Source organism: Burkholderia sp. Bp9012 (assembly GCF_003853825.1).
GTDB lineage: Bacteria > Pseudomonadota > Gammaproteobacteria > Burkholderiales > Burkholderiaceae > Burkholderia > Burkholderia diffusa.
The window spans coordinates 160,402-182,823 of the sequence record NZ_QTQA01000014.1 but is presented as its reverse complement, the minus strand read 5'-3'; the positions used below and the strand labels follow the sequence as shown (position 1 = coordinate 182,823).

At 65.7% G+C, this 22,422-nt stretch carries 20 protein-coding genes; 16 read left to right on the top strand and 4 right to left on the bottom strand.

Annotation, left to right across the window (positions count from 1 at the left end; genetic code table 11):
• The first annotated feature begins 133 nt into the window (after window positions 1–133).
• A complete protein-coding gene (locus DIE11_RS20500) occupies window positions 134–466 on the top strand; it encodes a YnfA family protein (RefSeq protein ID WP_059523489.1) in 333 nt (110 codons plus the stop codon).
• Between the two features lie 34 nt (window positions 467–500).
• On the opposite strand, the gene dnaQ is transcribed toward DIE11_RS20500, so the two are convergent.
• Genes dnaQ through DIE11_RS20485 form a run of 3 tightly spaced genes read right to left on the bottom strand, consistent with a single transcriptional unit; the run spans window position 501 to window position 2,540 of the window.
• Window positions 501–1,244 carry a DNA polymerase III subunit epsilon gene (gene dnaQ / locus DIE11_RS20495; RefSeq protein ID WP_124626677.1) on the bottom strand — a complete coding sequence of 248 codons (744 nt, stop codon included), beginning with the start codon at window positions 1,242–1,244 and terminating at the stop codon, window positions 501–503.
• Between the two features lie 43 nt (window positions 1,245–1,287).
• A complete protein-coding gene (gene rnhA, locus DIE11_RS20490; RefSeq protein ID WP_059523484.1) occupies window positions 1,288–1,731 on the bottom strand; it encodes a ribonuclease HI in 444 nt (147 codons plus the stop codon).
• Window positions 1,728–2,540 (bottom strand): class I SAM-dependent methyltransferase, encoded by an 813-nt coding sequence (locus tag DIE11_RS20485; RefSeq protein WP_124626675.1) that lies wholly within the window; start codon window positions 2,538–2,540, stop codon window positions 1,728–1,730. Before DIE11_RS20485 ends, rnhA begins: the two co-directional genes overlap by 4 nt.
• An 18-nt stretch (window positions 2,541–2,558) precedes the next feature.
• Here DIE11_RS20485 and gloB point away from each other — a divergent pair, with 18 nt between their 5' ends.
• The 8 genes from gloB to DIE11_RS20440 all read left to right on the top strand — a co-directional run bounded on the left by gloB (window position 2,559) and on the right by DIE11_RS20440 (window position 13,087).
• On the top strand, window positions 2,559–3,365 hold the full coding sequence (gloB, locus tag DIE11_RS20480; RefSeq protein ID WP_124626673.1) for a hydroxyacylglutathione hydrolase: 807 nt from the start codon (window positions 2,559–2,561) through the stop codon (window positions 3,363–3,365).
• A gap of 153 nt (window positions 3,366–3,518) precedes the next feature.
• Window positions 3,519–5,105: a transglycosylase SLT domain-containing protein gene (locus DIE11_RS20475; RefSeq protein ID WP_124626671.1), complete on the top strand. Its 1,587-nt coding sequence runs from the start codon at window positions 3,519–3,521 to the stop codon at window positions 5,103–5,105.
• A 163-nt stretch (window positions 5,106–5,268) separates the two neighbouring features.
• On the top strand, window positions 5,269–6,501 hold the full coding sequence (locus tag DIE11_RS20470) for a nitrate/nitrite transporter (protein WP_124626669.1): 1,233 nt from the start codon (window positions 5,269–5,271) through the stop codon (window positions 6,499–6,501).
• 361 nt (window positions 6,502–6,862) lie between these two features.
• Window positions 6,863–8,008 (top strand): glutamine-hydrolyzing carbamoyl-phosphate synthase small subunit, encoded by a 1,146-nt coding sequence (gene carA, locus DIE11_RS20460; protein ID WP_059523474.1) that lies wholly within the window; start codon window positions 6,863–6,865, stop codon window positions 8,006–8,008.
• Between the two features lie 37 nt (window positions 8,009–8,045).
• The gene (leuE, locus tag DIE11_RS20455) at window positions 8,046–8,705 is read left to right on the top strand and encodes a leucine efflux protein LeuE (protein ID WP_124626667.1); all 660 of its coding nucleotides are present in this window, start codon (window positions 8,046–8,048) and stop codon (window positions 8,703–8,705) included.
• A gap of 59 nt (window positions 8,706–8,764) precedes the next feature.
• Complete coding sequence (carB, locus tag DIE11_RS20450) at window positions 8,765–12,019, top strand: carbamoyl-phosphate synthase large subunit (protein ID WP_059603591.1); 3,255 nt, start codon at window positions 8,765–8,767, stop codon at window positions 12,017–12,019.
• Window positions 12,020–12,137: 118 nt separating this feature from the next.
• Window positions 12,138–12,614, top strand: a complete 477-nt coding sequence (gene greA / locus DIE11_RS20445; protein WP_057927897.1) for a transcription elongation factor GreA — start codon at window positions 12,138–12,140, stop codon at window positions 12,612–12,614.
• Between the two features lie 14 nt (window positions 12,615–12,628).
• Window positions 12,629–13,087, top strand: a complete 459-nt coding sequence (locus DIE11_RS20440) for a DUF4149 domain-containing protein (RefSeq protein WP_059603594.1) — start codon at window positions 12,629–12,631, stop codon at window positions 13,085–13,087.
• A gap of 58 nt (window positions 13,088–13,145) precedes the next feature.
• Here the strand turns inward: DIE11_RS20440 and DIE11_RS20435 are convergent, their stop codons facing one another.
• On the bottom strand, window positions 13,146–13,673 hold the full coding sequence (locus DIE11_RS20435; protein WP_124626665.1) for a YhbY family RNA-binding protein: 528 nt from the start codon (window positions 13,671–13,673) through the stop codon (window positions 13,146–13,148).
• 194 nt (window positions 13,674–13,867) lie between these two features.
• Between DIE11_RS20435 and DIE11_RS20430 the strand changes: the two genes are divergently transcribed.
• The 7 genes from DIE11_RS20430 (at window position 13,868) to pstA (ending at window position 22,413) form a co-directional block, all read left to right on the top strand.
• Window positions 13,868–14,530: an RlmE family RNA methyltransferase gene (locus tag DIE11_RS20430; protein ID WP_059523464.1), complete on the top strand. Its 663-nt coding sequence runs from the start codon at window positions 13,868–13,870 to the stop codon at window positions 14,528–14,530.
• A gap of 166 nt (window positions 14,531–14,696) precedes the next feature.
• On the top strand, window positions 14,697–16,592 hold the full coding sequence (gene ftsH / locus DIE11_RS20425) for an ATP-dependent zinc metalloprotease FtsH (RefSeq protein WP_059603600.1): 1,896 nt from the start codon (window positions 14,697–14,699) through the stop codon (window positions 16,590–16,592).
• Between the two features lie 28 nt (window positions 16,593–16,620).
• Entirely contained in the window at window positions 16,621–17,562 is a 942-nt protein-coding gene (folP, locus tag DIE11_RS20420) for a dihydropteroate synthase (protein WP_409364578.1), read from the top strand.
• 36 nt (window positions 17,563–17,598) lie between these two features.
• Window positions 17,599–18,954 carry a phosphoglucosamine mutase gene (glmM, locus tag DIE11_RS20415; RefSeq protein ID WP_124626661.1) on the top strand — a complete coding sequence of 452 codons (1,356 nt, stop codon included), beginning with the start codon at window positions 17,599–17,601 and terminating at the stop codon, window positions 18,952–18,954.
• A gap of 456 nt (window positions 18,955–19,410) precedes the next feature.
• Window positions 19,411–20,445, top strand: coding sequence for a phosphate ABC transporter substrate-binding protein PstS (gene pstS, locus DIE11_RS20405; protein ID WP_124626659.1), 1,035 nt, complete (start codon window positions 19,411–19,413; stop codon window positions 20,443–20,445).
• Window positions 20,446–20,539: 94 nt separating this feature from the next.
• Window positions 20,540–21,523, top strand: a complete 984-nt coding sequence (pstC, locus tag DIE11_RS20400; RefSeq protein ID WP_124626658.1) for a phosphate ABC transporter permease PstC — start codon at window positions 20,540–20,542, stop codon at window positions 21,521–21,523.
• The gene (gene pstA / locus DIE11_RS20395) at window positions 21,520–22,413 is read left to right on the top strand and encodes a phosphate ABC transporter permease PstA (RefSeq protein WP_059603615.1); all 894 of its coding nucleotides are present in this window, start codon (window positions 21,520–21,522) and stop codon (window positions 22,411–22,413) included. The genes pstC and pstA overlap by 4 nt, the downstream gene beginning before the upstream one ends.
• The last annotated feature ends 9 nt before the right edge of the window (window positions 22,414–22,422 follow it).

Sequence of the window (22,422 nt, the reverse complement as noted above, 5' to 3'; positions counted from 1 at the left end):
ATAGCACGATGGCAGACGATCGTGCAAATTGCCCGGAATCCCCCGTCTGGCGGCGGTTCCGCCCGGGTCGCCTCCGGTATGATCGGCGGCGCGCGGCCCACCGGGCGGGTGGGGCGAATCTGCGAGGAACCGGATGACCGAACTGATCAGGATTGCGGCGCTGTTCGCCGTCACTGCACTGGCCGAAATCGTCGGCTGCTACCTGCCTTGGCTCGTGCTGAAGGGCGGCCGGCCCGTGTGGCTGCTGGTACCGGCAGCGCTGTCGCTCGCGTTGTTCGCGTGGCTGCTGACGCTGCATCCGAGCGCGGCGGGGCGCACCTATGCGGCGTACGGCGGCGTGTATATCGCGGTGGCGCTGATCTGGCTGCGGGTGGTCGACGGCATCGCGCTGTCCCGCTGGGATGTGGCCGGCGCGGTGCTCGCGCTCGGCGGGATGGCCATCATCGCGCTGCAGCCGCGCGCGTGAGCGCGGCTGCAGGCGCCGGCCGGGAGATGCTGCGTCAGGCGGCTTTGGCGGCTTCGCCAGCATCCGCGTCGGCGGACTTGCGCCACACGCAGGTGCCCTTGACCGACTTGTCGAGTTCGTCGAGTTGGGTCTGGTGGGCGGCGAGTTCGTCGTCGCTCGCTGAGAGAACCGGCAGGTCGAGCGACGCGAGCGACACGCGCTGGCCGTTCGCGGCGCCACCGGCGGCGCCTGCATCGTCGAGCATGTCGATCACGAGGCTGTCCTGGCCGCGCGTCATCGCGAGATAGACTTCGGCGAGCAGTTCCGAGTCGAGCAGTGCGCCGTGCAGCGTACGGTGCGCGTTGCTGATGCCGAACCGGTCGCACAGCGCGTCGAGCGAATTGCGCTTGCCGGGAAACATCTGCTTGGCCTGCACGAGCGTGTCGATCACGCCGCTGCAATGCTCGCTGAACGGCGGCAGGTCGAGCCGGGCGAATTCGGCGTCGAGGAACCCGAGGTCGAACGGCGCGTTGTGGATGATCAGCTCGGCGTCCTTCACGAAGTCGCGGATCTGGTCGACGACTTCCGCGAACTTCGGCTTGTCGCTCAGGAATTCGGTCGTGAGGCCGTGCACGGCCAGTGCGCCCGGATCGCTGTCGCGCTCGGGGTTCACGTAGATGTGCAGGTTGTTGCCGGTGAGCCGCCGGTTCAGCAGCTCGACGCAGCCGATTTCGATCAGGCGGTCGCCCGTGCGGGGATTCAGGCCGGTGGTTTCGGTATCGAGAATGATCTGGCGCATGTCGGATAAATCGGGAGAGGCAGTAGGGTTGGGTGGCCTGCGTTCAGGCCACGAGCGATTCGACACCGCGATTCGCGAGCGCGTCCGCGCGTTCGTTTTCGGGGTGGCCCGCGTGGCCCTTCACCCAGCGCCACTCGACCTCGTGCTGTGCGACGAGCGCGTCGAGGCGCTTCCACAAGTCGGCGTTCTTCACCGGGGTTTTCGCCGCGGTGACCCAGCCCTTCTTCTTCCAGCCGTGGATCCACTCGCTGATGCCTTTCTGCACGTATTGCGAGTCGGTATGGACGATCACGCGGCACGGCCGTTTCAGCGCCTCGAGCGCGGCGATCACGCCCATCAGTTCCATGCGGTTGTTGGTCGTGTCGGGCTCGCCGCCGAACAGCTCCTTTTCGCGGTCGCCGTAGCGCAGCAGTGCGCCCCAGCCGCCGGGGCCGGGGTTGCCCTTGCAGGCGCCGTCGGTATAGATGTCGATGGTGTCGGTGGTCATGAGTGTTCTTGATGGGTGGTCGGGGTGGCCGCCGGCGTGAGGCCCGGCGCGAGCACGGGCTTCTTCATCTTGATCGGGCCGACGAGGCGCATGCCGCGCACGCGCTTGACGGCCGTGACCATGTAGACAGCGCCGAAGATTGGCCACCAGCGGTCGCCGGCGGCTTCCATGAAGCCGTAGCGGGTAAGCCATTTGTCGGTGACGAGCGGCGGCCGGTAGCAGCCGAAGCGGCCGCGCTCGAGATCGAAGCCGAGCAGCTTGATCCAGTCCTTGAGCCGGATGAACGCGATCTGGTCACGCGCGGCCGGCACGAACGGACGGTTCGCCATGCGTCCGAACGATTGCCGCATGCCCCACAGGCTCAACGAATTGAAGCCGGTGATCACGAGCTGGCCTTCCGGCATCAGCACGCGCTCGGCTTCGCGCAGCAGGCGGTGAGGGTCGGACGTGAATTCAAGCGTGTGCGGCATCACGATCAGGTCGACGCTCTGCGACTCGAACGGCAGGTCGAGCAGGTCGCACCACGTGGTGCTGCGACCGGCCGGCGCGTGTTCGGGCGCGTGCGCCTCGCGCGCCCACGGATACTGGTAGGGCGCGCTCGCGCCGCTTGCCGGGTCGAGCACGAGGCCGCGATACGGCATGCGGTTCTCGCGCAGCGCGTCGAGCTGCGGCAGGCCGAGCTGCAGCGCGTGAAACCCGAAGACGTCGGACACGATCCGGTCGAGCTGCGCTTGCTCCCAGTCCAGCACATAGCGGCCGGGCGGCGAGTCGGTCCAGGCGGGCCAGTCTATAATTTGACGATCGGACATAACGATGATTGCGCGCCCATGAACGAGCTGGAATACGTGCCGGTTCCGGCATTCGAAGACAACTATATCTGGCTCGTCTCGGACGGCCGCGATGCGATCGCCGTCGATCCGGGTGAAGCCGCGCCCGTACGCCGTGTTCTTGCCGAACGCGGCTGGCGGTTGACCGCTATTTTACTCACGCACCATCACGCCGACCATGTCGGCGGTGTCGCCGCGCTGCGCGATGGCCAATCGGACGATGTGCCACTGGTCGTCTTCGGCCCGGCGGCCGAGGCGATCGGCGTGGTCATGCGGCCGCTCGCGGGCGGCGATCGCGTGACGCTCGACGCACCGGCGCTCACGTTCGACGTGCTCGACGTGCCGGGGCATACGCGCGGTCACATCGCCTATTTCCAGGCGGCCGGGCAGGGCGCCGCCACCCCTCATGTGTTCTGCGGCGACACGCTGTTCTCGTGCGGCTGCGGTCGCCTGTTCGAGGGCACGCCCGCGCAGATGCTGGCGTCGCTCGACGCGCTCGCGGCGCTGCCCGGCGACACTCGCGTGCATTGCGCACACGAATATACGCTGTCGAACATCCGCTTCGCGCTCGCGTGCGAACCGGGCAATGCGGCGCTCGCCGCCTGGCGCGACGAAGCGCAGGCGCTGCGCGCGCGCGGCGTGCCGACGCTGCCCACTACGATCGCGCACGAACGCGCCGTCAACCCGTTCATGCGGTCGGACAGCGCGGCCATCCATGCGACACTCGAGGCCGAGCTGCACGAAACCGTGCCGGATCGCCTGGCGGCATTCAGGCTGATGCGCGAGTGGAAAAACCGGTTCCGATGACGATTTCCGGAGGACTCCAAAAAGCTCAGGCAGAGCCTGTAAAAATTGCTCCAACTGTAGGATTTGGCTGAGTTTTCGGTGTTTTTATTGACGTGAAGCACGCACTTCCGTAGTATCGCCAGCAATTTCCAGCCGTCGGAAGCCGAGATTTTCATGCGACTTATATTGAGTGCGATGGTGGTCCTGCTGCTCGCCGCTTGTGCGAGCCAGGGTCCTGTCGCCAACAACGCCGCCGATTCGCAGGCAGCGTCCAACTACCTCCGTAAATCAGCCACCGCCAAAGAAACTGTCGACGTCGACAAGCAATCCGTCGGCGACCTGACCAGTGCAGATTCCGATCTCTGGGGCCGTATCCGTCGCGGCTTCCAGATGCCCGACCTGCAGAGCGACCTCGTCGACATGCAGACGACCTGGTACACGCAGCGTCCCGATTACGTGCAGCGCATGACCGAGCGCTCGCAGAAGTATCTGTATCACATCGTCGAAGAGCTCGAGGCGCGCCATATGCCGACCGAGCTCGCGCTGCTGCCGTTCATCGAATCCGCGTTCAATCCGCAGGCGCTGTCGGTCGCGAAGGCGGCAGGCATGTGGCAGTTCATGCCGGGCACGGGCCGCACGTACAACCTGAAGCGCAACATGTGGCAGGACGAGCGCCGCGACGTGCTCGCGTCGACGAGCGCCGCGCTCGACTACCTGTCGCGCCTGCATGACATGTTCGGCGACTGGTATCTGGCGCTGGCCGCGTACAACTGGGGCGAGGGCAACGTGCAGCGTGCGATCGCACGCAACCAGGCGGCCGGCCTGCCGACCGACTACCAGAGCCTGCGGATGCCGAACGAGACGCGCAACTACGTGCCGAAGCTGCAGGCGGTGAAGAACATCATCGCGAATCCGCAGCAGTTCGGCCTGATGCTGCCGGAGATCCCGAACCACCCGTATTTCGTGACGGTCACGACGTCGCGCGACATCGATGTGGCGGTGGCCGCGAAGCTCGCGAACCTGTCGCCCGACGAGTTCCGTTCGCTGAACCCGTCGTTCTCGAAGCCGGTGATCCTCGGCGCGACCGAGCCGCAGATCCTGCTGCCGTTCGACAACGCGTCAGCGTTCGAGAAGAACCTGAAGGCTTACAACGGCCAGTTGTCGACGTGGACCACCTATACGGTCAGCGAGCGCGCGCGCCCGGCGGCGATCGCCGAGAAGATCGGTGTCGACGCCGATACGCTGATGTCGGTCAACAAGATTCCCGCCGGCATGCGCCTGAAGCCGGGTTCGACGATCGTCGTGCCGCGCGGCGATGACGACGACGAGGACATCAGCGCGGACGTTGCGGAAAACGGCGTACTCGCGATGGAGCCCGACGTACCCGACACGCGCAAGATGCTGATCCGCGTGCGTCGCAAGCAGTCGATGGCGGCGATCGCCGGCCGCTACGGCGTGTCGGTCGGCCAGCTGAAGGCATGGAACCGCACGCATCGCGATCTCGCGATGCCGGGCCAGGCGCTCGTGCTGCACGTGCCGGTCGGCCGCGCGGTGCCGGCCGAGCCGGGTCCGGAGCGGATCGCGACGTCGACCTCCGGCGCGCATATCGAGCGCGCGAGCCTGTCCGTCGGCGGCAAGTCGCGCGGCGCGAAGCGCGGCGCCGCGAAGCCGGCGGCTCGCGCGACGAAGGCTGCTCCCGCGAAGGCGGCGCCGGCCAAGGCAGCGCCGAAGGCCGCTGCAAGCAAGGGCAAGAAGAAGTAACGCGGTCGCGACCGCGGCGCGGCGGTCCGGCCGGACCGTGCGTTTGCGTTATCATCCGATGAAACACGAAGCAACGCCGTCACCAAGGTGACGGCGTTTTCGTTTGTGCGCGGCAGCGGGGTCGCTGCTTCGCGGGGCTGGGGTCGGATCACGAGGAGGAGCGATGTCGTCGGTGCAGGTGAGGGTGCTCGCGCTGTTTGCGGTCGGATATTTCGTGTCCTATGTGTTCCGCGGCGTCAATCTCGGCTTCGCGCCGTTCGTCACGCACGAGCTCGGGCTATCGGCCGCCGATCTCGGGCTGCTCACCAGTCTCTATTTCCTCGGTTTTGCCGGCGCGCAGATTCCGGCCGGCGTGCTGCTCGACCATTTCGGCCCGCGCCGCGTGACGGCCGGGATGTTGCTGTTCGCGGCCGCCGGTGCCGCCGTGTTTGGCGTCGCGCACGACCTCGGCACGATGATGGTCGGCCGGCTGCTGATCGGCGTCGGCGTATCGGTGTGTCTCGGTGCGGCGTTCAAGGCGCTCGCGCAGCATTTTCCGGTCGGCCGGCTGCCGCTCGTCAACGGTCTCGTGATGGCCGTCGGCGGCCTGGGCGGCGTCGCGGTCGGCTCGCCGTTGACCTGGCTGCTCGGCGTCACGAGCTGGCGTGTGATCTGCGGCGGCCTCGCGGTGCTGACGGTCGTCGTCGCGGCCGCGATCGGCTTTGGTGCGCCGGAAGCCGAGCGGCCGCGCCATCAGGGCGGGCTCGTCAGCCAGTTCAAGGGCACGTGGCACATCCTGGGCAGCCGCGCATTCTGGAAGATCTCGTCATTCTCGATCGTCACGCAGGGCGTGTTCTACGCGATGCAGTCACTGTGGGTCGGTCCGTACCTGCGCGACGTCGCGGGATTCGATGCGCAGCGCGCCGCGCGGCTCGTGTCGGTGCTCGGCTTCGCGATGATGGCCGGCTGTGTCGGTTTCGGCGCGGCGGCGCGCGTGCTCGAGCGCCGCGGGGTGTCCGTCCAGGCATTTTGCGGCGTCGGCATGGTGCTGTTCGTCGCCACGCAAATCGCGATCGTCGCGCGCGTGCCGCTGCCGCCGGCCGTGCTGTGGGCGGCCTACGGAATGTTCGGCGGCGTCGGGATCCTGACCTATGCTGTGCTTGCCGGTCACTTCCCGGCCCATCTGATCGGCCGCGCGAATACGACACTGACGCTCGTGATCTTCGTGCTGATCTTTGCGTTTCAGATCGGTATCGGCGCGGTGCTGTCGCACTGGCCGCCCGTCGACGGCCATTACCCGGCTGCCGCCCACGTCACCGCGTGGAGCGTGCTGCTCGCGCTGCAGCTTGCCAGCGCGGTCTGGTACGTGTGGCCCGCGCGCAGTGCTGGCAAGCACGTTGATCCGGCGGTACGCTGACGGGTAGGGCGGCTGCGGAAACGGGGCCGCAGCAAGGAATGTCGCGCCTGATGCCACCGCATTGCGCGCGCCGCATGCGTGATCGGACGGCCATATCAATTGAAGATAAGGTCATTTTCGGGCTATAATTTGAAAGTTTGTGCTGATCAACCTCGCACCCTAGCGCCTACCTCATTTATCCCGTTCATCCGCCGCACGCCGCCTGTCGGGCGATGCCGCGAAGCCTCGTGCGCCACGCGCCGGGTTCGCGTGCCGACACAGCAGGTCGCGTCCAGCTAGCGACTCCGCGCGCCTATGCAGCGCGGCGCTCGCGCGGCAGGGTAAACAGGTCGGCAGCAGGGTGTTCCCCAAGGAGCCTCCCGTGTTGCCGTCTTTTTCTCCCGCCTTGCTTGCACTCGCCGACGGCACGGTCTTTCGTGGTTATTCGATCGGGGCCGAAGGCCACACGATCGGTGAAGTCGTGTTCAACACCGCGATTACCGGCTATCAGGAAATCCTGACTGATCCGAGCTACGCGCGTCAGATCGTCACGCTCACCTACCCGCATATCGGCAACGTCGGCGTCAACGCCGAAGATGTCGAAGCCACGAAAGTCCATGCCGCCGGCCTGATCATCCGTGATCTGCCGACGCTCGCATCGAATTTCCGCATGGACCGCACGCTCGGCGACTACCTGCGCGACGAAGGCGTCGTCGCGATCGCCGGCATCGATACCCGCAAGCTGACCCGTATCCTGCGCGACAAGGGCGCGCAGAACGGTTGCATCCTGGCCGGCTCGAACGACGAGGCGAAGGCGATCGAACTCGCTCGCTCGTTCCCCGGCCTCGCGGGCATGGATCTCGCGAAGGTCGTGTCGACCACGAAGCCGTTCGAGTGGAAGCAGACCGAATGGCGCCTCGGCAGCGGCTACGGCATGCAGGAAGCGCCGAAGTACCGCGTCGTTGCGTACGACTTCGGCGTCAAGTACAACATCCTGCGCATGCTCGCGGAGCGCGGCTGCCACGTGACGGTGCTGCCGGCCGAGGCGAGCGCGGCCGACGCGCTCGCGCTGAATCCGGACGGCATCTTCCTGTCGAACGGCCCGGGCGACCCGGAGCCGTGCGACTACGCGATCGCGGCGGCCAAGGAGTTCATCGAGCGCGGCGTGCCGACCTTCGGCATCTGCCTCGGCCACCAGATCATGGGCCTCGCGGTCGGCGCGAAGACGCTGAAGATGAAGACGGGCCACCACGGCGCGAACCACCCGGTGAAGGATCTCGGCGACGGTCGCGTGGTGATCACGTCGCAGAACCACGGTTTCGCGGTCGACGCGGATTCGCTGCCGGCCAACGCGCGCGTGACGCACGTGTCGCTGTTCGACGGCACGCTGCAGGGCTTCGAGCTGACCGACAAGCCGGCATTCTGCTTCCAGGGTCACCCGGAAGCGTCGCCCGGCCCGCACGACATCGCGTATCTGTTCGACCGTTTCACCGCACTGATGGACGCGGCGAAGCAGCGCAACGCCTGACGCGACTGAAGCAACCGAAGAACGGGAGATTCGCATCATGTTCGGCCACGCACTCGGCATCACGGATATCTGGACCTACGTGTTCGGCGTGATCTTCATCATCCTGCTGCCGGGGCCGAACTCGATGTACGTGCTGTCGCTTGCGGCCCAGCGCGGCGTGAAGGCCGGCTATCGCGCGGCCTGCGGCGTGTTCCTGGGCGACACGGTGCTGATGGTGCTGTCCGCCGCGGGCGTCGCGTCGCTGCTGAAGGCGAACCCGCTGCTGTTCTCCGTCGTCAAGTACGGCGGTGCCGCGTATCTGCTGTACATCGGCACGGGGATGCTGCGCAGCGCGTGGCAGAAGCTGCGCGCGCGCAGCGACGCGCCGGCCGATGCACCGCGTGCGGTCGACGGCGAGCGGCCATTCCGCAAGGCGCTGATCGTGAGCCTCCTGAATCCGAAGGCGATCCTGTTCTTCATCTCGTTCTTCATCCAGTTCGTCGACCCGGCGTTCCCGCATCCCGCGCTGTCGTTCGTCGTGCTCGGGGCGATCGCGCAATGCGCGAGCTTCCTGTACCTGAGCACGCTGATCTTCGCGGGCGCGCGGCTCGCCGAGCATTTCCGCCGCCGCCGCAGGCTCGCGGCGGGCGCGGCGAGCAGCGTGGGCGGCCTGTTCATCGGTTTCTCGGTGAAGCTCGCGCTCGCCACCATGAGCTGAGCGCAACCGCCGATCCGCGACAACGCCACGACAAAGATTACTTACTGAATTCACAAGCCATGCCAAAACGCACAGACATCAAAAGCATCCTCATCATCGGCGCCGGCCCGATCATCATCGGCCAGGCGTGCGAGTTCGACTATTCGGGCGCGCAGGCTTGCAAGGCGTTGCGTGAGGAGGGCTACAAGGTCATTCTCGTCAACAGCAACCCGGCGACGATCATGACCGACCCGAACACGGCCGACGTGACCTACATCGAGCCGATCACGTGGGAAGTCGTCGCACGCATCATCGAGAAGGAGCGCCCGGACGCGATCCTGCCGACGATGGGCGGCCAGACCGCGCTGAACTGCGCGCTCGACCTGCACCACCACGGCGTGCTCGAGAAGTTCGGCGTCGAACTGATCGGCGCGTCGCCGGAAGCGATCGACAAGGCGGAAGACCGCCAGAAATTCAAGGAAGCGATGACCAAGATCGGTCTCGGCTCCGCGAAGTCGGGCATCGCGCACTCGATGGAAGAGGCGACCAAGGTGCACGCCGAGATCATGGCGGAGACGGGCGGCAGCGGCTACCCGGTCGTGATCCGTCCGTCGTTCACGCTCGGCGGCTCGGGCGGCGGCATTGCGTACAACCGCGAAGAGTTCGAAGAGATCTGCAAGCGCGGTCTCGACCTGTCGCCCACGCGCGAGCTGCTGATCGAAGAGTCGCTGCTCGGCTGGAAGGAATACGAGATGGAAGTCGTGCGCGACCGCGCCGACAACTGCATCATCGTGTGCTCGATCGAAAACCTCGACCCGATGGGCGTGCACACCGGCGACTCGATCACGGTCGCGCCGGCGCAGACGCTCACCGACAAGGAATACCAGATCCTGCGTAACGCATCGCTCGCGGTGCTGCGCGAGATCGGCGTCGACACCGGCGGCTCGAACGTGCAGTTCTCGATCAACCCGAAGGACGGCCGCATGGTCGTCATCGAGATGAACCCGCGCGTGTCGCGTTCGTCGGCGCTCGCATCGAAGGCGACTGGCTTCCCGATCGCGAAGGTCGCGGCGAAGCTGGCGGTCGGCTACACGCTCGACGAGCTGAAGAACGAAATCACCGGCGGCCAGACGCCGGCATCGTTCGAGCCGACGATCGACTACGTCGTCACGAAGATCCCGCGTTTCGCATTCGAGAAGTTCCGTGAAGCCGATTCGCGCCTGACCACGCAGATGAAGTCGGTCGGCGAAGTGATGGCGATCGGCCGCACGTTCCAGGAATCGTTCCAGAAGGCGCTGCGCGGCCTCGAAGTCGGCGTCGACGGTCTCGACGAGAAGTCGACCAACCGCGACGAGATCGCGATCGAGATCCACGAGCCGGGCCCGGACCGCATCTGGTATGTCGGCGACGCGTTCCGCATCGGCATGACGGCCGAGGAAATCTTCGCGGAAACCGCGATCGATCCGTGGTTCCTCCATCAGATCGAGCAGATCATCCTGAAGGAAAAGGCGCTCGCGGGCCGCACGCTCGCGTCGCTGACGTTCGACGAGCTGCGCTACCTGAAGCAGAGCGGCTTCTCCGACCGCCGCCTCGCGAAGCTGCTCGGCGCGACGCCGGAAGACGTGCGCCGCCGCCGCATCGAACTCAACGTGCGTCCGGTGTACAAGCGCGTCGACACCTGCGCGGCCGAGTTCGCGACCAAGACGGCCTACATGTACTCGACCTACGAGGAAGAGTGCGAGGCGCAGCCGACCACCAACAAGAAGATCATGGTGCTGGGCGGCGGCCCGAACCGGATCGGTCAGGGCATCGAGTTCGACTACTGCTGCGTGCACGCGGCGCTCGCGATGCGCGAGGACGGCTACGAAACGATCATGGTCAACTGCAACCCGGAAACGGTGTCGACCGACTATGACACGTCCGACCGCCTGTACTTCGAGCCGCTGACGCTGGAAGACGTGCTCGAGATCGTCGACAAGGAAAAGCCGGTCGGCGTGATCGTCCAGTACGGTGGCCAGACGCCGCTGAAGCTCGCGCTCGACCTCGAGGCGCACGGCGTGCCGATCGTCGGCACGTCGCCGGACATGATCGATGCGGCCGAAGACCGCGAACGCTTCCAGAAGCTGCTGCAGGACCTCGGCCTGCGCCAGCCGCCGAACCGCACCGCACGCGCCGAAGACGAAGCGCTCAAGCTCGCCGAGGAAATCGGCTACCCGCTGGTCGTGCGCCCGTCGTACGTGCTGGGCGGCCGCGCGATGGAAATCGTCCACGAGCCGCGCGACCTCGAGCGCTACATGCGCGAGGCCGTGAAGGTGTCGAACGATTCGCCGGTGCTGCTCGACCGCTTCCTGAACGACGCGATCGAGTGCGACGTCGACTGCATCTGCGACGGCGAAGCCGTGTTCATCGGCGGCGTGATGGAGCACATCGAGCAGGCGGGTGTCCACTCGGGCGACTCGGCATGCTCGCTGCCGCCGTACTCGCTGTCGAAGGAAACGGTCGCCGAACTGAAGCGCCAGACGGGTGCGATGGCGAAGGCGCTGAACGTGGTCGGCCTGATGAACGTGCAGTTTGCGATCCAGCAGGTGCCGCAGGCAGACGGGTCGAAGCAGGACATCATCTACGTGCTCGAAGTGAACCCGCGCGCATCGCGCACGGTGCCGTACGTGTCGAAGGCGACCAGCCTGCCGCTCGCGAAGATCGCGGCGCGCGCGATGGTCGGCCAGAAGCTCGCGCAGCAGGGCGTGACGAAGGAAGTCGAGCCGCCGTATTTCAGCGTGAAGGAAGCGGTGTTCCCGTTCGTGAAGTTCCCGACCGTCGATCCGGTTCTCGGGCCTGAAATGCGTTCGACCGGCGAAGTGATGGGCGTCGGCCAGACGTTCGGCGAGGCGCTGTTCAAGTCGCAGCTCGCGGCCGGTTCGCGCCTGCCGGAGTCGGGCACGGTGCTGCTGACCGTGATGGACGCCGACAAGCCGAAGGCGGTCGAAGTCGCGCGCATGCTGCACGACCTCGGCTACCCGCTCGTCGCGACCAAGGGCACGGCTGCCGCGATCGAAGCGGCCGGCGTGCCGGTGAAGGTCGTCAACAAGGTGAAGGACGGCCGTCCGCACATCGTCGACATGATCAAGAACGGCGAGATCGCACTCGTGTTCACGACGGTCGACGAGACGCGCCAGGCGATCGCCGATTCGCGTTCGATCCGCATGAGCGCGCAGGCGCACAAGGTCACGTACTACACGACGATGTCGGGCGCGCGCGCGGCCGTCGAAGGCTTGCGCTACCTGAAGGATCTGGAAGTCTATGATTTACAAGGTCTTCACGCTCGCCTAAACTAAGCGGTCAGTTACCTGTCGAAGCAACACGTGCCGCGATTAAGCGGTGTTTCCGGTTCGCCGGAAATGCGCTTAATCGCGGTGATTTTTTTTAAAGCCGTTTTTAGCGATTGAGCCGTTTATGAGCACCATTCCGTTGACAAAGCGTGGCGCAGAACTCCTGCGCGATGAATTGCAGCGCCTCAAGTCCGTCGAGCGGCCGGCCGTGATCAACGCGATCGCGGAGGCCCGCGCACAGGGCGACCTGTCCGAAAACGCCGAATACGATGCCGCGAAGGAAAAGCAGGGCTTCATCGAGGGTCGTATCGCGGAACTCGAATCGAAGCTGTCGGCCGCGCAGGTCATCGATCCCACCGTGCTCGACGCCGAAGGCCGAGTGGTTTTCGCATCGACGGTCGAACTCGAGGATCTCGAGTCCGGCGACACCGTCAAGTACCAGATCGTCGGCGACGACGAAGCCGACATCGATCACGGCCTGATCTCGGTCAGCTCGCCGATCGCACGCGCACTGATCGGCAAGTCCGAAGGCGACGTCGCGGCCGTGCAGGCGCCGAGCGGCGTGCGCGAATACGAAATCATCTCGGTCAGCTACATCTGAAGCGGGGCGACGTGATGCCGCATCGCGTGTTCCGTCTGCTGTCGGCCGTGTGGGTCGGCAGCCTGCTGACGATCGGGTATGCGGTCGCGCCCGTGCTGTTCAAGACGCTGGAGCGGATGACGGCCGGCACGGTCGCCGCCCAGTTGTTTCGCATCGAGGCGATCCTCGGTGTCGTATGCGGTGTGTTGCTGCTCGCGCTGTCGAACCAGCAGGTGCGGCGCGGCAGCGGTGATTACCGTCGCGTGCGCTGGATCGTCGCGGCGATGGTCGCGTGCGTGCTGGTCGGGTATTTTGCGCTGCAGCCGTTCATGAACGCGCTGCGGGTGGCCGCGATGGAGGCGGGCACCGATATCGCGAACTCGCCGTATGCGAGCCGCTTCGGGATGCTGCACGGCGTCTCGAGCCTGTTCTATCTCGTCGAGAGCGTGCTGGGGCTGATGCTGATCTGGCGTTTGCCGGCGCAAGACGCCTGAACGGCCTGAGCGCCGCACCGGCAGGGCGGCACGGGCTGCCCCGTGCCGCGCGGCAGGATTACTTGTCCTGGTGCGGCCGCTTCGTGCTTGCCTGGCGCTTTTTCGCGCGCTTCACGTTGCCGCCCGCCGTCACGCGCTCGTTGCCGCGCACGACGACCTTGGTCGGCTTCGGACGACGCACGGGGCTCGCGTTCGGCGACACCTTGACGACCTTGACGGTGCGCGGCGCACGGCCTTTCTTGTCGTCGACGGCTTCGGCTGCGCTCGGCAGCGCGCCGGCACGACGACCGCGGGTCGGGGCCGCCACGGCAGCCTCGGGCTTCCAGATCACCAGCAGCTTGCCGATGTGCTGGATCGGCGCCGCGTTCAGGCGGTCGCAGATCTCGTCGTAAATGGCGACGCGCTCGTCGCGCTCGTCACCGAACACACGAATCTTGATCAGCTGGTGCGCGGCGAGGTGTACCTTGATTTCCTTCAGCACGGCGTCGGTCAGCCCTTCGGCGCCGATCAGCACGACGGGCTTGAGCGCATGGGCCTGGGAGCGCAGCGCGGAGCGCTCGGCGGGGGAAAGCGAAAGGGCGGGCATGGAAATGTCGAAATCTAAATAGGGGCGCGCTGCATCAGAAGCGAATCGCGGGAAGTTACCGCATCAGCCGCGCGCCGAAACCACGTAAAATCGCGGCTTGGGCCCCGGAAGGGGCCGTAGCCGCGCGAAGAAGACGCGTATTATCCGCCAAAAGCACGGCTTCACGAAGCAAATAGCAGCAATCTCTCTCTCGAATGGCAAAAAACCGCTTTAACCAGCACTGGCTGCACGATCACATCAACGACCCGTACGTCAAAATGGCGCAGCGGGAGGGCTATCGCGCGCGTGCCGCGTACAAGCTGAAGGAAATCGACGAGCAGGACAAGCTGATCCGTCCGGGCCAGGTGATCGTCGATCTCGGCGCGACGCCGGGCAGTTGGAGCCAGTATGCCCGCAACAAGCTCGCGCAGGGCAAGAAGCGTGACGCGGAGCGCGAAGGCGGCATCGACGGCACGATCGTGGCGCTCGACATCCTGCCGATGGAACCGATCGCCGACGTCCACTTCCTCCAGGGCGATTTCCGCGAGGACGAGGTTCTTCACCGGCTGGAGGAAGTGCTCGAAGGCCGCTCGGTGGACCTTGTTATTTCGGACATGGCCCCCAACCTCTCGGGCGTGGCCTCGGCGGACGCGGCGCGCATCGAGCATCTGTGCGATCTGGCGCTCGAATTTGCGCAGAATCATCTGAAGCCGGAAGGTGCGCTGCTCGTGAAGTGTTTCCACGGCAGTGGCTACAGCCAGATCGTCGAAAAGTTCAAACAGCAGTTTAAGATCGTCGCGCCGCGCAAGCCGAAGGCGTCGCGCGACAAATCGTCCGAAACGTTCATTTTGGGCCGGCAACTGAAGCATCCGCGGTGACGCGGCGCGCTGTGCCGCAAACGGGCTCCGGCCCTTGCCAGACAAGCGAAGCGCTATTGCGACGGTTGTCAATGCTTATGGCAGGGGTGGTCGGACTGGATTAGAATGACCGAGGAGCGCCGCAAGGAAAATGTAGGCGCTCGTCTACGAGTGAAGGAGTGGTGCTTTGAACAACAATATGTTTTCGAAGGCAGCGGTGTGGCTGGTGATCGCACTGGTGCTGTTTACGGTGTTCAAGCAGTTCGACAAGCCCCGCGTCCAGGAAGGTGTGTCCTATTCGCAGTTCATGGACGACGCCAAGAACGGCAAGGTCAAGAACGTCATCGTGCAGGGGCGCAACCTCACCGTCACTCCGGCTGATGGCCAAAAATACCAGATCGTGTCGCCCGGCGACATCTGGATGGTCGGCGATCTGATGAAGTACGGCGTGCAGGTCAGCGGCAAGGCCGATGACGAACCGAACGCGCTGATGTCCGCGTTGTACTACCTCGGGCCGACGATCCTGATCATCGTGTTCTGGTTCTACATGATGAGACAGATGCAGGGAGGCGGCAAAGGCGGCGCATTTTCGTTCGGGAAATCGCGGGCGCGGCTGATCGACGAGAACAACAACGCGGTGAACTTCTCCGACGTCGCGGGCTGCGACGAAGCGAAGGAAGAAGTGTCCGAGCTCGTCGACTTCCTGCGCGACCCGCAGAAATTCCAGAAGCTGGGCGGTCGCATTCCGCGCGGCGTGCTGCTCGTCGGCCCCCCGGGTACCGGCAAGACGCTGCTCGCCCGCGCGATCGCCGGTGAAGCGAAGGTGCCGTTCTTCAGCATCTCGGGTTCCGACTTCGTCGAAATGTTCGTCGGCGTCGGCGCGGCCCGTGTGCGCGACATGTTCGAGCAGGCGAAGAAGCACGCACCGTGTATCGTGTTCATCGACGAAATCGACGCGGTCGGTCGTCATCGCGGCGCCGGCATGGGCGGCGGCAACGACGAGCGCGAGCAGACGCTGAACCAGATGCTGGTCGAGATGGATGGCTTCGAAGCGAACTCGGGCGTGATCGTGATCGCCGCGACCAACCGTTCCGACGTGCTCGACAAGGCGCTGCTGCGTCCGGGCCGTTTCGACCGCCAGGTCTATGTCGGCCTGCCGGACATCCGCGGCCGCGAGCAGATCATGCGCGTGCACCTGCGCAAGGTGCCGATCGCGAACGACGTCGACGCAGCGGTCATCGCGCGCGGCACGCCGGGCTTCTCGGGCGCCGATCTCGCGAACCTCGTGAACGAAGCGGCGCTGTTCGCCGCACGTCGCGGCAAGCGCATCGTCGAGATGCAGGATTTCGAGGACGCGAAGGACAAGATCTTCATGGGTCCGGAGCGCAAGTCGGCGGTGATTCGCGAAGAAGCGAAGCGTGCGACGGCTTACCACGAGTCGGGCCACGCGGTGATCGCGAAGCTGCTGCCGAAGGCCGACCCGGTGCACAAGGTCACGATCATCCCGCGCGGTCGCGCGCTGGGTGTCACGTGGCAGCTGCCGGAGCATGACAACGAGACGTACTCGAAGGACTACCTGCTCGACCGCCTGGCGATCCTGTTCGGCGGCCGCGTGGCTGAGGAGCTGTTCCTGAACCTGATCAGCACCGGCGCGTCGGACGACTTCAACAAGGCGACGCAGACGGCGCGTGCGATGGTGGCGCGTTTCGGCATGACCGATGCGCTCGGACCGATGGTCTACGTCGACGACGAGAACGACAGCAGCCCGTTTGGCCGCGGCTTCACCCGCACGATCTCGGAAGCGACGCAGCAGAAGGTCGACAGCGAAATCCGTCGAGTGCTCGACGAACAGTACGGCCTTGCGCGTCGCCTGCTCGAAGAGAACCGCGACAAGGTCGAGGCAATGACGGCCGCGCTGATGGAGTGGGAGACGATCGACGCCGATCAGATCAACGACATCATGGAAGGGCGTCCGCCGCGCTCGCCGAAGAGTTCGCCGGCCGTCGGCGGCGATTCCTCGGGTGGCGGCACGGCCGCCGAAGTGAAGCCCGGCAACGCGCCGGCGCCTGCTTCGCCCGCCTGACCTTCGCCGTAGCACCGTTCACGGGCTGGTGTGGCTTCACACCGGCCCGTTTTGCATTCATCAACGTCTCCCGCCCGTGCCCGAATCCGCAGTTCCAGCCTCCATTCCCGCGCCGCTCCAGTGCGGCCGTTTCTCGCTGACGTTCGAACGCCCGCTCGTGATGGGCATTCTCAACGCCACCCCCGATTCGTTTTCCGACGGCGGCCGCTTCCTCGCGCGCGACGATGCGCTGCGCCAGGCCGAGCGGATGATCGCCGAAGGCGTCGACCTGATCGACATAGGCGGCGAGTCGACGCGTCCCGGTGCGCCGCCCGTGCCGCTCGACGAGGAACTCGCGCGCGTGATCCCGCTCGTCGAAGCGCTGCGGCCACTGAACGTGCCGCTTTCGATCGACACCTACAAGCCGGACGTGATGCGTGCGGCGCTCGCTGCCGGCGCGGATATGATCAACGACATATGGGGGTTCCGGCAGCCGGGTGCGATCGACGCCGTGCGCGAAGGCAACGGCGGGCTGTGCGCGATGCACATGCTCGGCGAGCCGCAGACGATGCAGGTCGGCGAGCCCGATTACGGCGACGTCGTGACCGACGTGCGCGACTTTCTCGCCACACGCGTGCAGGCGCTGCGCGACGCGGGCGTCGCGCCGGAACGGATCTGCGTCGACCCCGGGTTCGGATTCGGCAAGGCCGTGGTCGATGACAACTACGCGCTGCTGGCCGCGTTGCCGGACACGGCGCCCGCGCGGCCCGACGGGCGCGCGTATCCGATTCTCGCGGGCATGTCGCGCAAGTCGATGCTCGGCGCGGTGATCGGCGGCAAGCCGCCGATCGAACGCGTCGCGGCGAGCGTGGCGGCCGCGTTGTGCGCGGTCTGGCGCGGTGCGGCGATCGTACGTGTGCACGACGTCGCGGCGACGGTCGATGCGCTGAAGGTCTGGAACGCCGTGCGCGAAGCCGCGCGGCAACGATAAGTCAGAAGTCAGAAAGACGAAGGAGGAAGGTAAGCCATGGGACGTCGATATTTCGGCACGGACGGCATTCGCGGCACGGTGGGCGATGCGCCCATCACGCCTGATTTCGTGTTGCGTCTCGGCTATGCAGCCGGCAAGGTACTGGCCGGCGCGGCCGACGTCGCGGCGGGGGCACGTCCGACGGTGCTGATCGGCAAGGACACGCGCGTGTCGGGCTACATGCTCGAGGCCGCGCTCGAGGCCGGTTTTTCGGCGGCAGGCGTCGACGTGATGCTGGCCGGCCCGATGCCGACGCCGGGCGTCGCATACCTGACGCGCGCGCTGCGCCTGTCGGCCGGTGTCGTGATCAGCGCATCGCACAACCCGTATCAGGACAACGGGATCAAGTTCTTCTCCGCCGATGGCAACAAGCTGCCCGACGACACCGAGGCCGAGATCGAAGCATGGCTCGACAAGCCGCTCGAATGCGCGTCGTCGGACCGGCTCGGCAAGGCGCGCCGCCTCGACGACGCGGCCGGCCGCTACATCGAGTTCTGCAAGAGCACGTTCCCGGCTGCATACGACCTGCGCGGGCTGAAGCTCGTGATCGACTGCGCCCACGGCGCCGCGTACCAGATCGCACCGCACGTATTCCACGAACTCGGCGCGGACGTGATCCCGATCGGCGTCGCGCCGAACGGCTTCAACATCAACGACGGTGTCGGCGCGACGGCGCCCGACGCACTGGTGCGTGCCGTGCGGGCGAACCATGCGGACCTCGGCATCGCGCTCGACGGCGATGCGGACCGCCTGCAGGTCGTCGATTCGACGGGCCGGCTGTACAACGGCGACGAGTTGCTCTACGTGCTCGTGAAGGACCGGATTGCGACCGCCGGCAAGGTCGACGGCGCGGTCGGCACGCTGATGACGAACCTCGCGGTCGAGGTCGCGCTGCAGCGCGAGGGCGTGCAGTTCGTGCGGGCGGCCGTTGGCGACCGCTACGTGCTCGAACAGCTGCGCGAGCGCGGCTGGCAGCTTGGCGCGGAAGGCTCGGGCCACATCCTGTCGCTCGACCGCCATTCGACCGGCGACGGCATCGTGTCGGCGCTGCTCGTGCTGGCCGCGCTCAAGCGCAGCGGCCGCACGCTTGCGCAGATGCTGGACGGCGTCACGCTGTTCCCGCAGAAGCTGATCAACGTGCGGATGAAGGCGGGTGCCGACTGGAAGGCCAGCGCATCGATTCGCGCGGCGATCGACGCAGCCGAAAGCGCGCTCGCCGGCCGCGGCCGTGTGCTGATCCGCGCGTCGGGCACCGAGCCCGTGCTGCGCGTGATGGTCGAGGCACAGCATGCGGCCGACGCGACCCTTCACGCGGAAGCGATTGCCGACGCGGTGCGCGCGGCGACGAGCTGAGCCGAACCGGTGACGGCGCGCGACGGTCAGGCCGTGTGCGCGCCGCCTCTTTGGTGATTCGACGGGCGGCGCTCTCAGGCGCCGCAATTCGTCAGACGCAAAGGTTTGCGCTATTAAATAGAGGGCGACTTCGGCGCGGATTTCGTCTGACGGAGGAAAACATCCGACCCTGAATTGCATTGGCTGTGGCGATGGGTTTTCCTGCCCCCACGTGCGGGTGCATATGTTTCTCTCCGGGCCTCGCATCAGCGGGTACCGAACAGCCCTTCCTGACCGGTAATTCTTGCCGTCATTCCCGCCGCGCTGCCCTTGCGCGGCCGCCCTCACAGGGCCCGATACTCCCTTTCAACCAGTCATGTTACTGTCACACCAGTTTCATCGATTGTCACATTATCGTCATGAGGAGCCCCTAACCTTCGCGGTGCCGTAGTCATCCGCTCACACACTGGAGGTCTCATGAAATTGATGCAAACCGCGATTGCCGGCCTGGCTGGCGCGCTTTTCGCAGTCGCCGCGCAAGCTGCCGACATCACGGGCGCAGGCAGCACGTTCGCGATGCCGATCTATACGAAATGGGCTGCCGACTACCAGCAGTCCGGCGGCGCGAAGGTGAACTACCAGGGTATCGGTTCGTCGGGCGGCCTCAAGCAGATCAACGCGAAGACGGTCGATTTTGCCGGTTCGGACGCACCGCTGAAGGATGAAGAGCTCGCGAAGGAAGGCCTGTTCCAGTTCCCGACGGTGGTCGGCGGCGTGGTGCCGGTCGTCAACGTGCCGGGCGTGAAGGCCGGCGAACTGACGCTGTCGGGCCCGGTGCTCGGCGACATCTACCTCGGCAAGATCAAGAAGTGGAACGACCCGGCGATCGCCGCGCTGAACCCGAAGGTCAAGCTGCCGGATACGGATATCGCAGTCGTTCGCCGCGCTGACGGTTCGGGCACGAGCTTCATCTGGACGAACTACCTGTCGAAGGTCAACGACGAGTGGAAGTCGAAGATCGGCGAAGGCACGACGGTCAACTGGCCGACGGGCACGGGCGGCAAGGGCAACGACGGCGTCGCGGCCTTCGTGCAGCGCCTGCCGGGCGCGATCGGCTACGTCGAGTGGGCGTACGCGAAGAAGAACAACATGACCTACACGGCCCTGAAGAACTCGACGGGCACGGTGGTCGAGCCGAAGACCGAAACGTTCAAGGCAGCTGCTGCTGGCGCGAACTGGTCGAAGTCGTTCTACCAGATCCTGACGAACCAGCCGGGCAAGGAAGCATGGCCGGTCGTCGGCGCGACGTTCGTGCTGCTGCACGCGAAGCAGGACAAGCCGGAGCAGGGCGCCGAAACGCTGAAGTTCTTCAGCTGGGCGTTCAAGAACGGCGAGAAGGCAGCCGACAGCCTCGACTATATCTCGCTGCCGTCGTCGGTCGAGACGGAAATCCGCAAGCAGTGGAAGACGAAGGTGACGGACGCATCGGGCAAGCCGGTCGCCGCAGAGTAAGCAATTCAGCGGTTCGCTGCCCGGCCGTGCCGGCCGGGCAGTGTGTGCGGTAAGGCCGGGCGTCACGGCGCCCGGCGATCCAGAACAGGCGCCCATGTCTGATATTTCCTACACGTCTTCCCGGTCCGATGTCCCGCAGCAACGCGCGCCGAGCCGTCTCGGAGACGTTCTGTTCGGCGGCCTCGCACGGCTCGCCGCGATCGTGACCCTGCTGCTGCTGGGCGGGATCATCGTTTCCCTGATCATTGCGTCGATGCCGACCATCCAGAAGTTCGGCCTCGGCTTCTTGTTGCAAACCGAGTGGGATCCGAACTCGGATATCTACGGTGCAGTGGTGCCGATCTACGGCACGATCGTGACGTCGCTCATCGCACTCGTCATCGCGGTGCCGGTCAGCTTCGGCATCGCATTGTTCCTCACCGAATTGTCGCCCGTGTGGCTGCGTCGCCCGCTCGGCATCGCGATCGAGCTGCTCGCCGCGATTCCGTCGATCGTGTACGGCATGTGGGGCCTGCTCGTGTTCGCGCCGATCTTCGCTGAATACTTCCAGAAGCCGATCGGCCGTCTGTTCAAGGACGTGTGGGTGCTCGGTCCGCTGACGGCGGGCCCGCCGATCGGCATCGGCATTCTCGCCGCCGGCGTGATCCTCGCGATCATGATCATCCCGTACATCGCATCGGTGATGCGCGACGTGTTCGAAGTCACGCCCGTGCTGCTGAAGGAATCGGCCTACGGGATCGGCTGCACGACGTGGGAAGTGATGTGGAAGGTCGTGCTGCCCTACACGAAGACCGGCGTGATCGGCGGGGTGATGCTCGGCCTCGGCCGCGCGCTCGGCGAAACGATGGCCGTGACCTTCGTGATCGGCAACACCAACCTGCTCGACAGCGTGTCGCTGTTCGCGCCGGGCAACAGCATCACGTCGGCGCTCGCGAACGAATTCGCGGAAGCGCAACCGGGCCTGCATACGTCCGCGCTGATGGAGCTGGGCCTGATCCTGTTCGTGATCACGTTCATCGTGCTGTCCATCTCCAAACTGCTGCTGCTTCGTCTCGAGAAAGGAGAGGGCAAGAAATGAGCGAGCCCGTCATGAATTTCCCGGGGCCGAACGGCGCCGCGCTCGACGCGATGCGCAACCGCCTGCAGCGCAAGCGCAAGGTGACCAACGCGATCGCGCTGACCGCGTCGCTCGCCGCCATGGCGTTCGGCCTGCTGTGGCTTGTATGGATTCTCTACACCACGGTGCATCTCGGCATCGGCGGTCTGTCGCTGCAGCTGTTCACCGAATCGACGCCGGCACCGAACACGGAAGGCGGCGGTCTGGCGAACGCGATCGTCGGCAGCCTGCTGCTGTGCGGTTTCGGCACGCTGGTCGGCACGCCGATCGGCATCCTCGCGGGCGTCTATCTCGCCGAATACGGCCAGAAGAACCTGCTGGCGGGCACGATCCGCTTCATCAACGACATCCTGCTGTCGGCGCCGTCGATCGTCATCGGCCTGTTCGTGTACGCGATCGTCGTCGCGAAGTCGGGGCGCTTCTCGGGCTGGGCCGGCGTGATCGCACTTGCGCTGCTGCAGATCCCGATCGTGATCCGCACGACCGAGAACATGCTGAAGCTCGTGCCGAACGCGCTGCGCGAAGCAGCCTTCGCGCTCGGCACGCCGAAGTGGCGAATGGTGCTGAAGATCACGCTGCGCGCATCGGTGGGCGGCATCATCACGGGCGTGCTGCTCGCCATCGCGCGGATCGCCGGCGAAACGGCGCCGCTGCTGTTCACCGCGCTGTCGAACCAGTTCTTCTCGTGGGACATGAGCCAGCCGATGGCGAACCTGCCCGTGACGATCTACAAGTTCGCGATGAGCCCGTTCGCCGAATGGCAGTCGCTCGCATGGGCGGGCGTGTTCCTGATCACGCTCGGGGTGCTCGGACTCAACATCCTGGCGCGCTCGATCTTCTCGAAAAAGTAACGGCGGAGC

Coding starts and splice junctions, on each gene's coding strand:
- DIE11_RS20500 (WP_059523489.1), top strand. CDS start 134: ATGACCGAACTGATCAGGATTGCGGCGCTGTTCGCCGTCACTGCACTG.
- dnaQ (WP_124626677.1), bottom strand. CDS start 1,244: ATGCGCCAGATCATTCTCGATACCGAAACCACCGGCCTGAATCCCCGC.
- rnhA (WP_059523484.1), bottom strand. CDS start 1,731: ATGACCACCGACACCATCGACATCTATACCGACGGCGCCTGCAAGGGC.
- DIE11_RS20485 (WP_124626675.1), bottom strand. CDS start 2,540: ATGTCCGATCGTCAAATTATAGACTGGCCCGCCTGGACCGACTCGCCG.
- gloB (WP_124626673.1), top strand. CDS start 2,559: ATGAACGAGCTGGAATACGTGCCGGTTCCGGCATTCGAAGACAACTAT.
- DIE11_RS20475 (WP_124626671.1), top strand. CDS start 3,519: ATGCGACTTATATTGAGTGCGATGGTGGTCCTGCTGCTCGCCGCTTGT.
- DIE11_RS20470 (WP_124626669.1), top strand. CDS start 5,269: ATGTCGTCGGTGCAGGTGAGGGTGCTCGCGCTGTTTGCGGTCGGATAT.
- leuE (WP_124626667.1), top strand. CDS start 8,046: ATGTTCGGCCACGCACTCGGCATCACGGATATCTGGACCTACGTGTTC.
- carB (WP_059603591.1), top strand. CDS start 8,765: ATGCCAAAACGCACAGACATCAAAAGCATCCTCATCATCGGCGCCGGC.
- greA (WP_057927897.1), top strand. CDS start 12,138: ATGAGCACCATTCCGTTGACAAAGCGTGGCGCAGAACTCCTGCGCGAT.
- DIE11_RS20440 (WP_059603594.1), top strand. CDS start 12,629: ATGCCGCATCGCGTGTTCCGTCTGCTGTCGGCCGTGTGGGTCGGCAGC.
- DIE11_RS20435 (WP_124626665.1), bottom strand. CDS start 13,673: ATGCCCGCCCTTTCGCTTTCCCCCGCCGAGCGCTCCGCGCTGCGCTCC.
- DIE11_RS20430 (WP_059523464.1), top strand. CDS start 13,868: ATGGCAAAAAACCGCTTTAACCAGCACTGGCTGCACGATCACATCAAC.
- glmM (WP_124626661.1), top strand. CDS start 17,599: ATGGGACGTCGATATTTCGGCACGGACGGCATTCGCGGCACGGTGGGC.
- pstS (WP_124626659.1), top strand. CDS start 19,411: ATGAAATTGATGCAAACCGCGATTGCCGGCCTGGCTGGCGCGCTTTTC.
- pstC (WP_124626658.1), top strand. CDS start 20,540: ATGTCTGATATTTCCTACACGTCTTCCCGGTCCGATGTCCCGCAGCAA.
- pstA (WP_059603615.1), top strand. CDS start 21,520: ATGAGCGAGCCCGTCATGAATTTCCCGGGGCCGAACGGCGCCGCGCTC.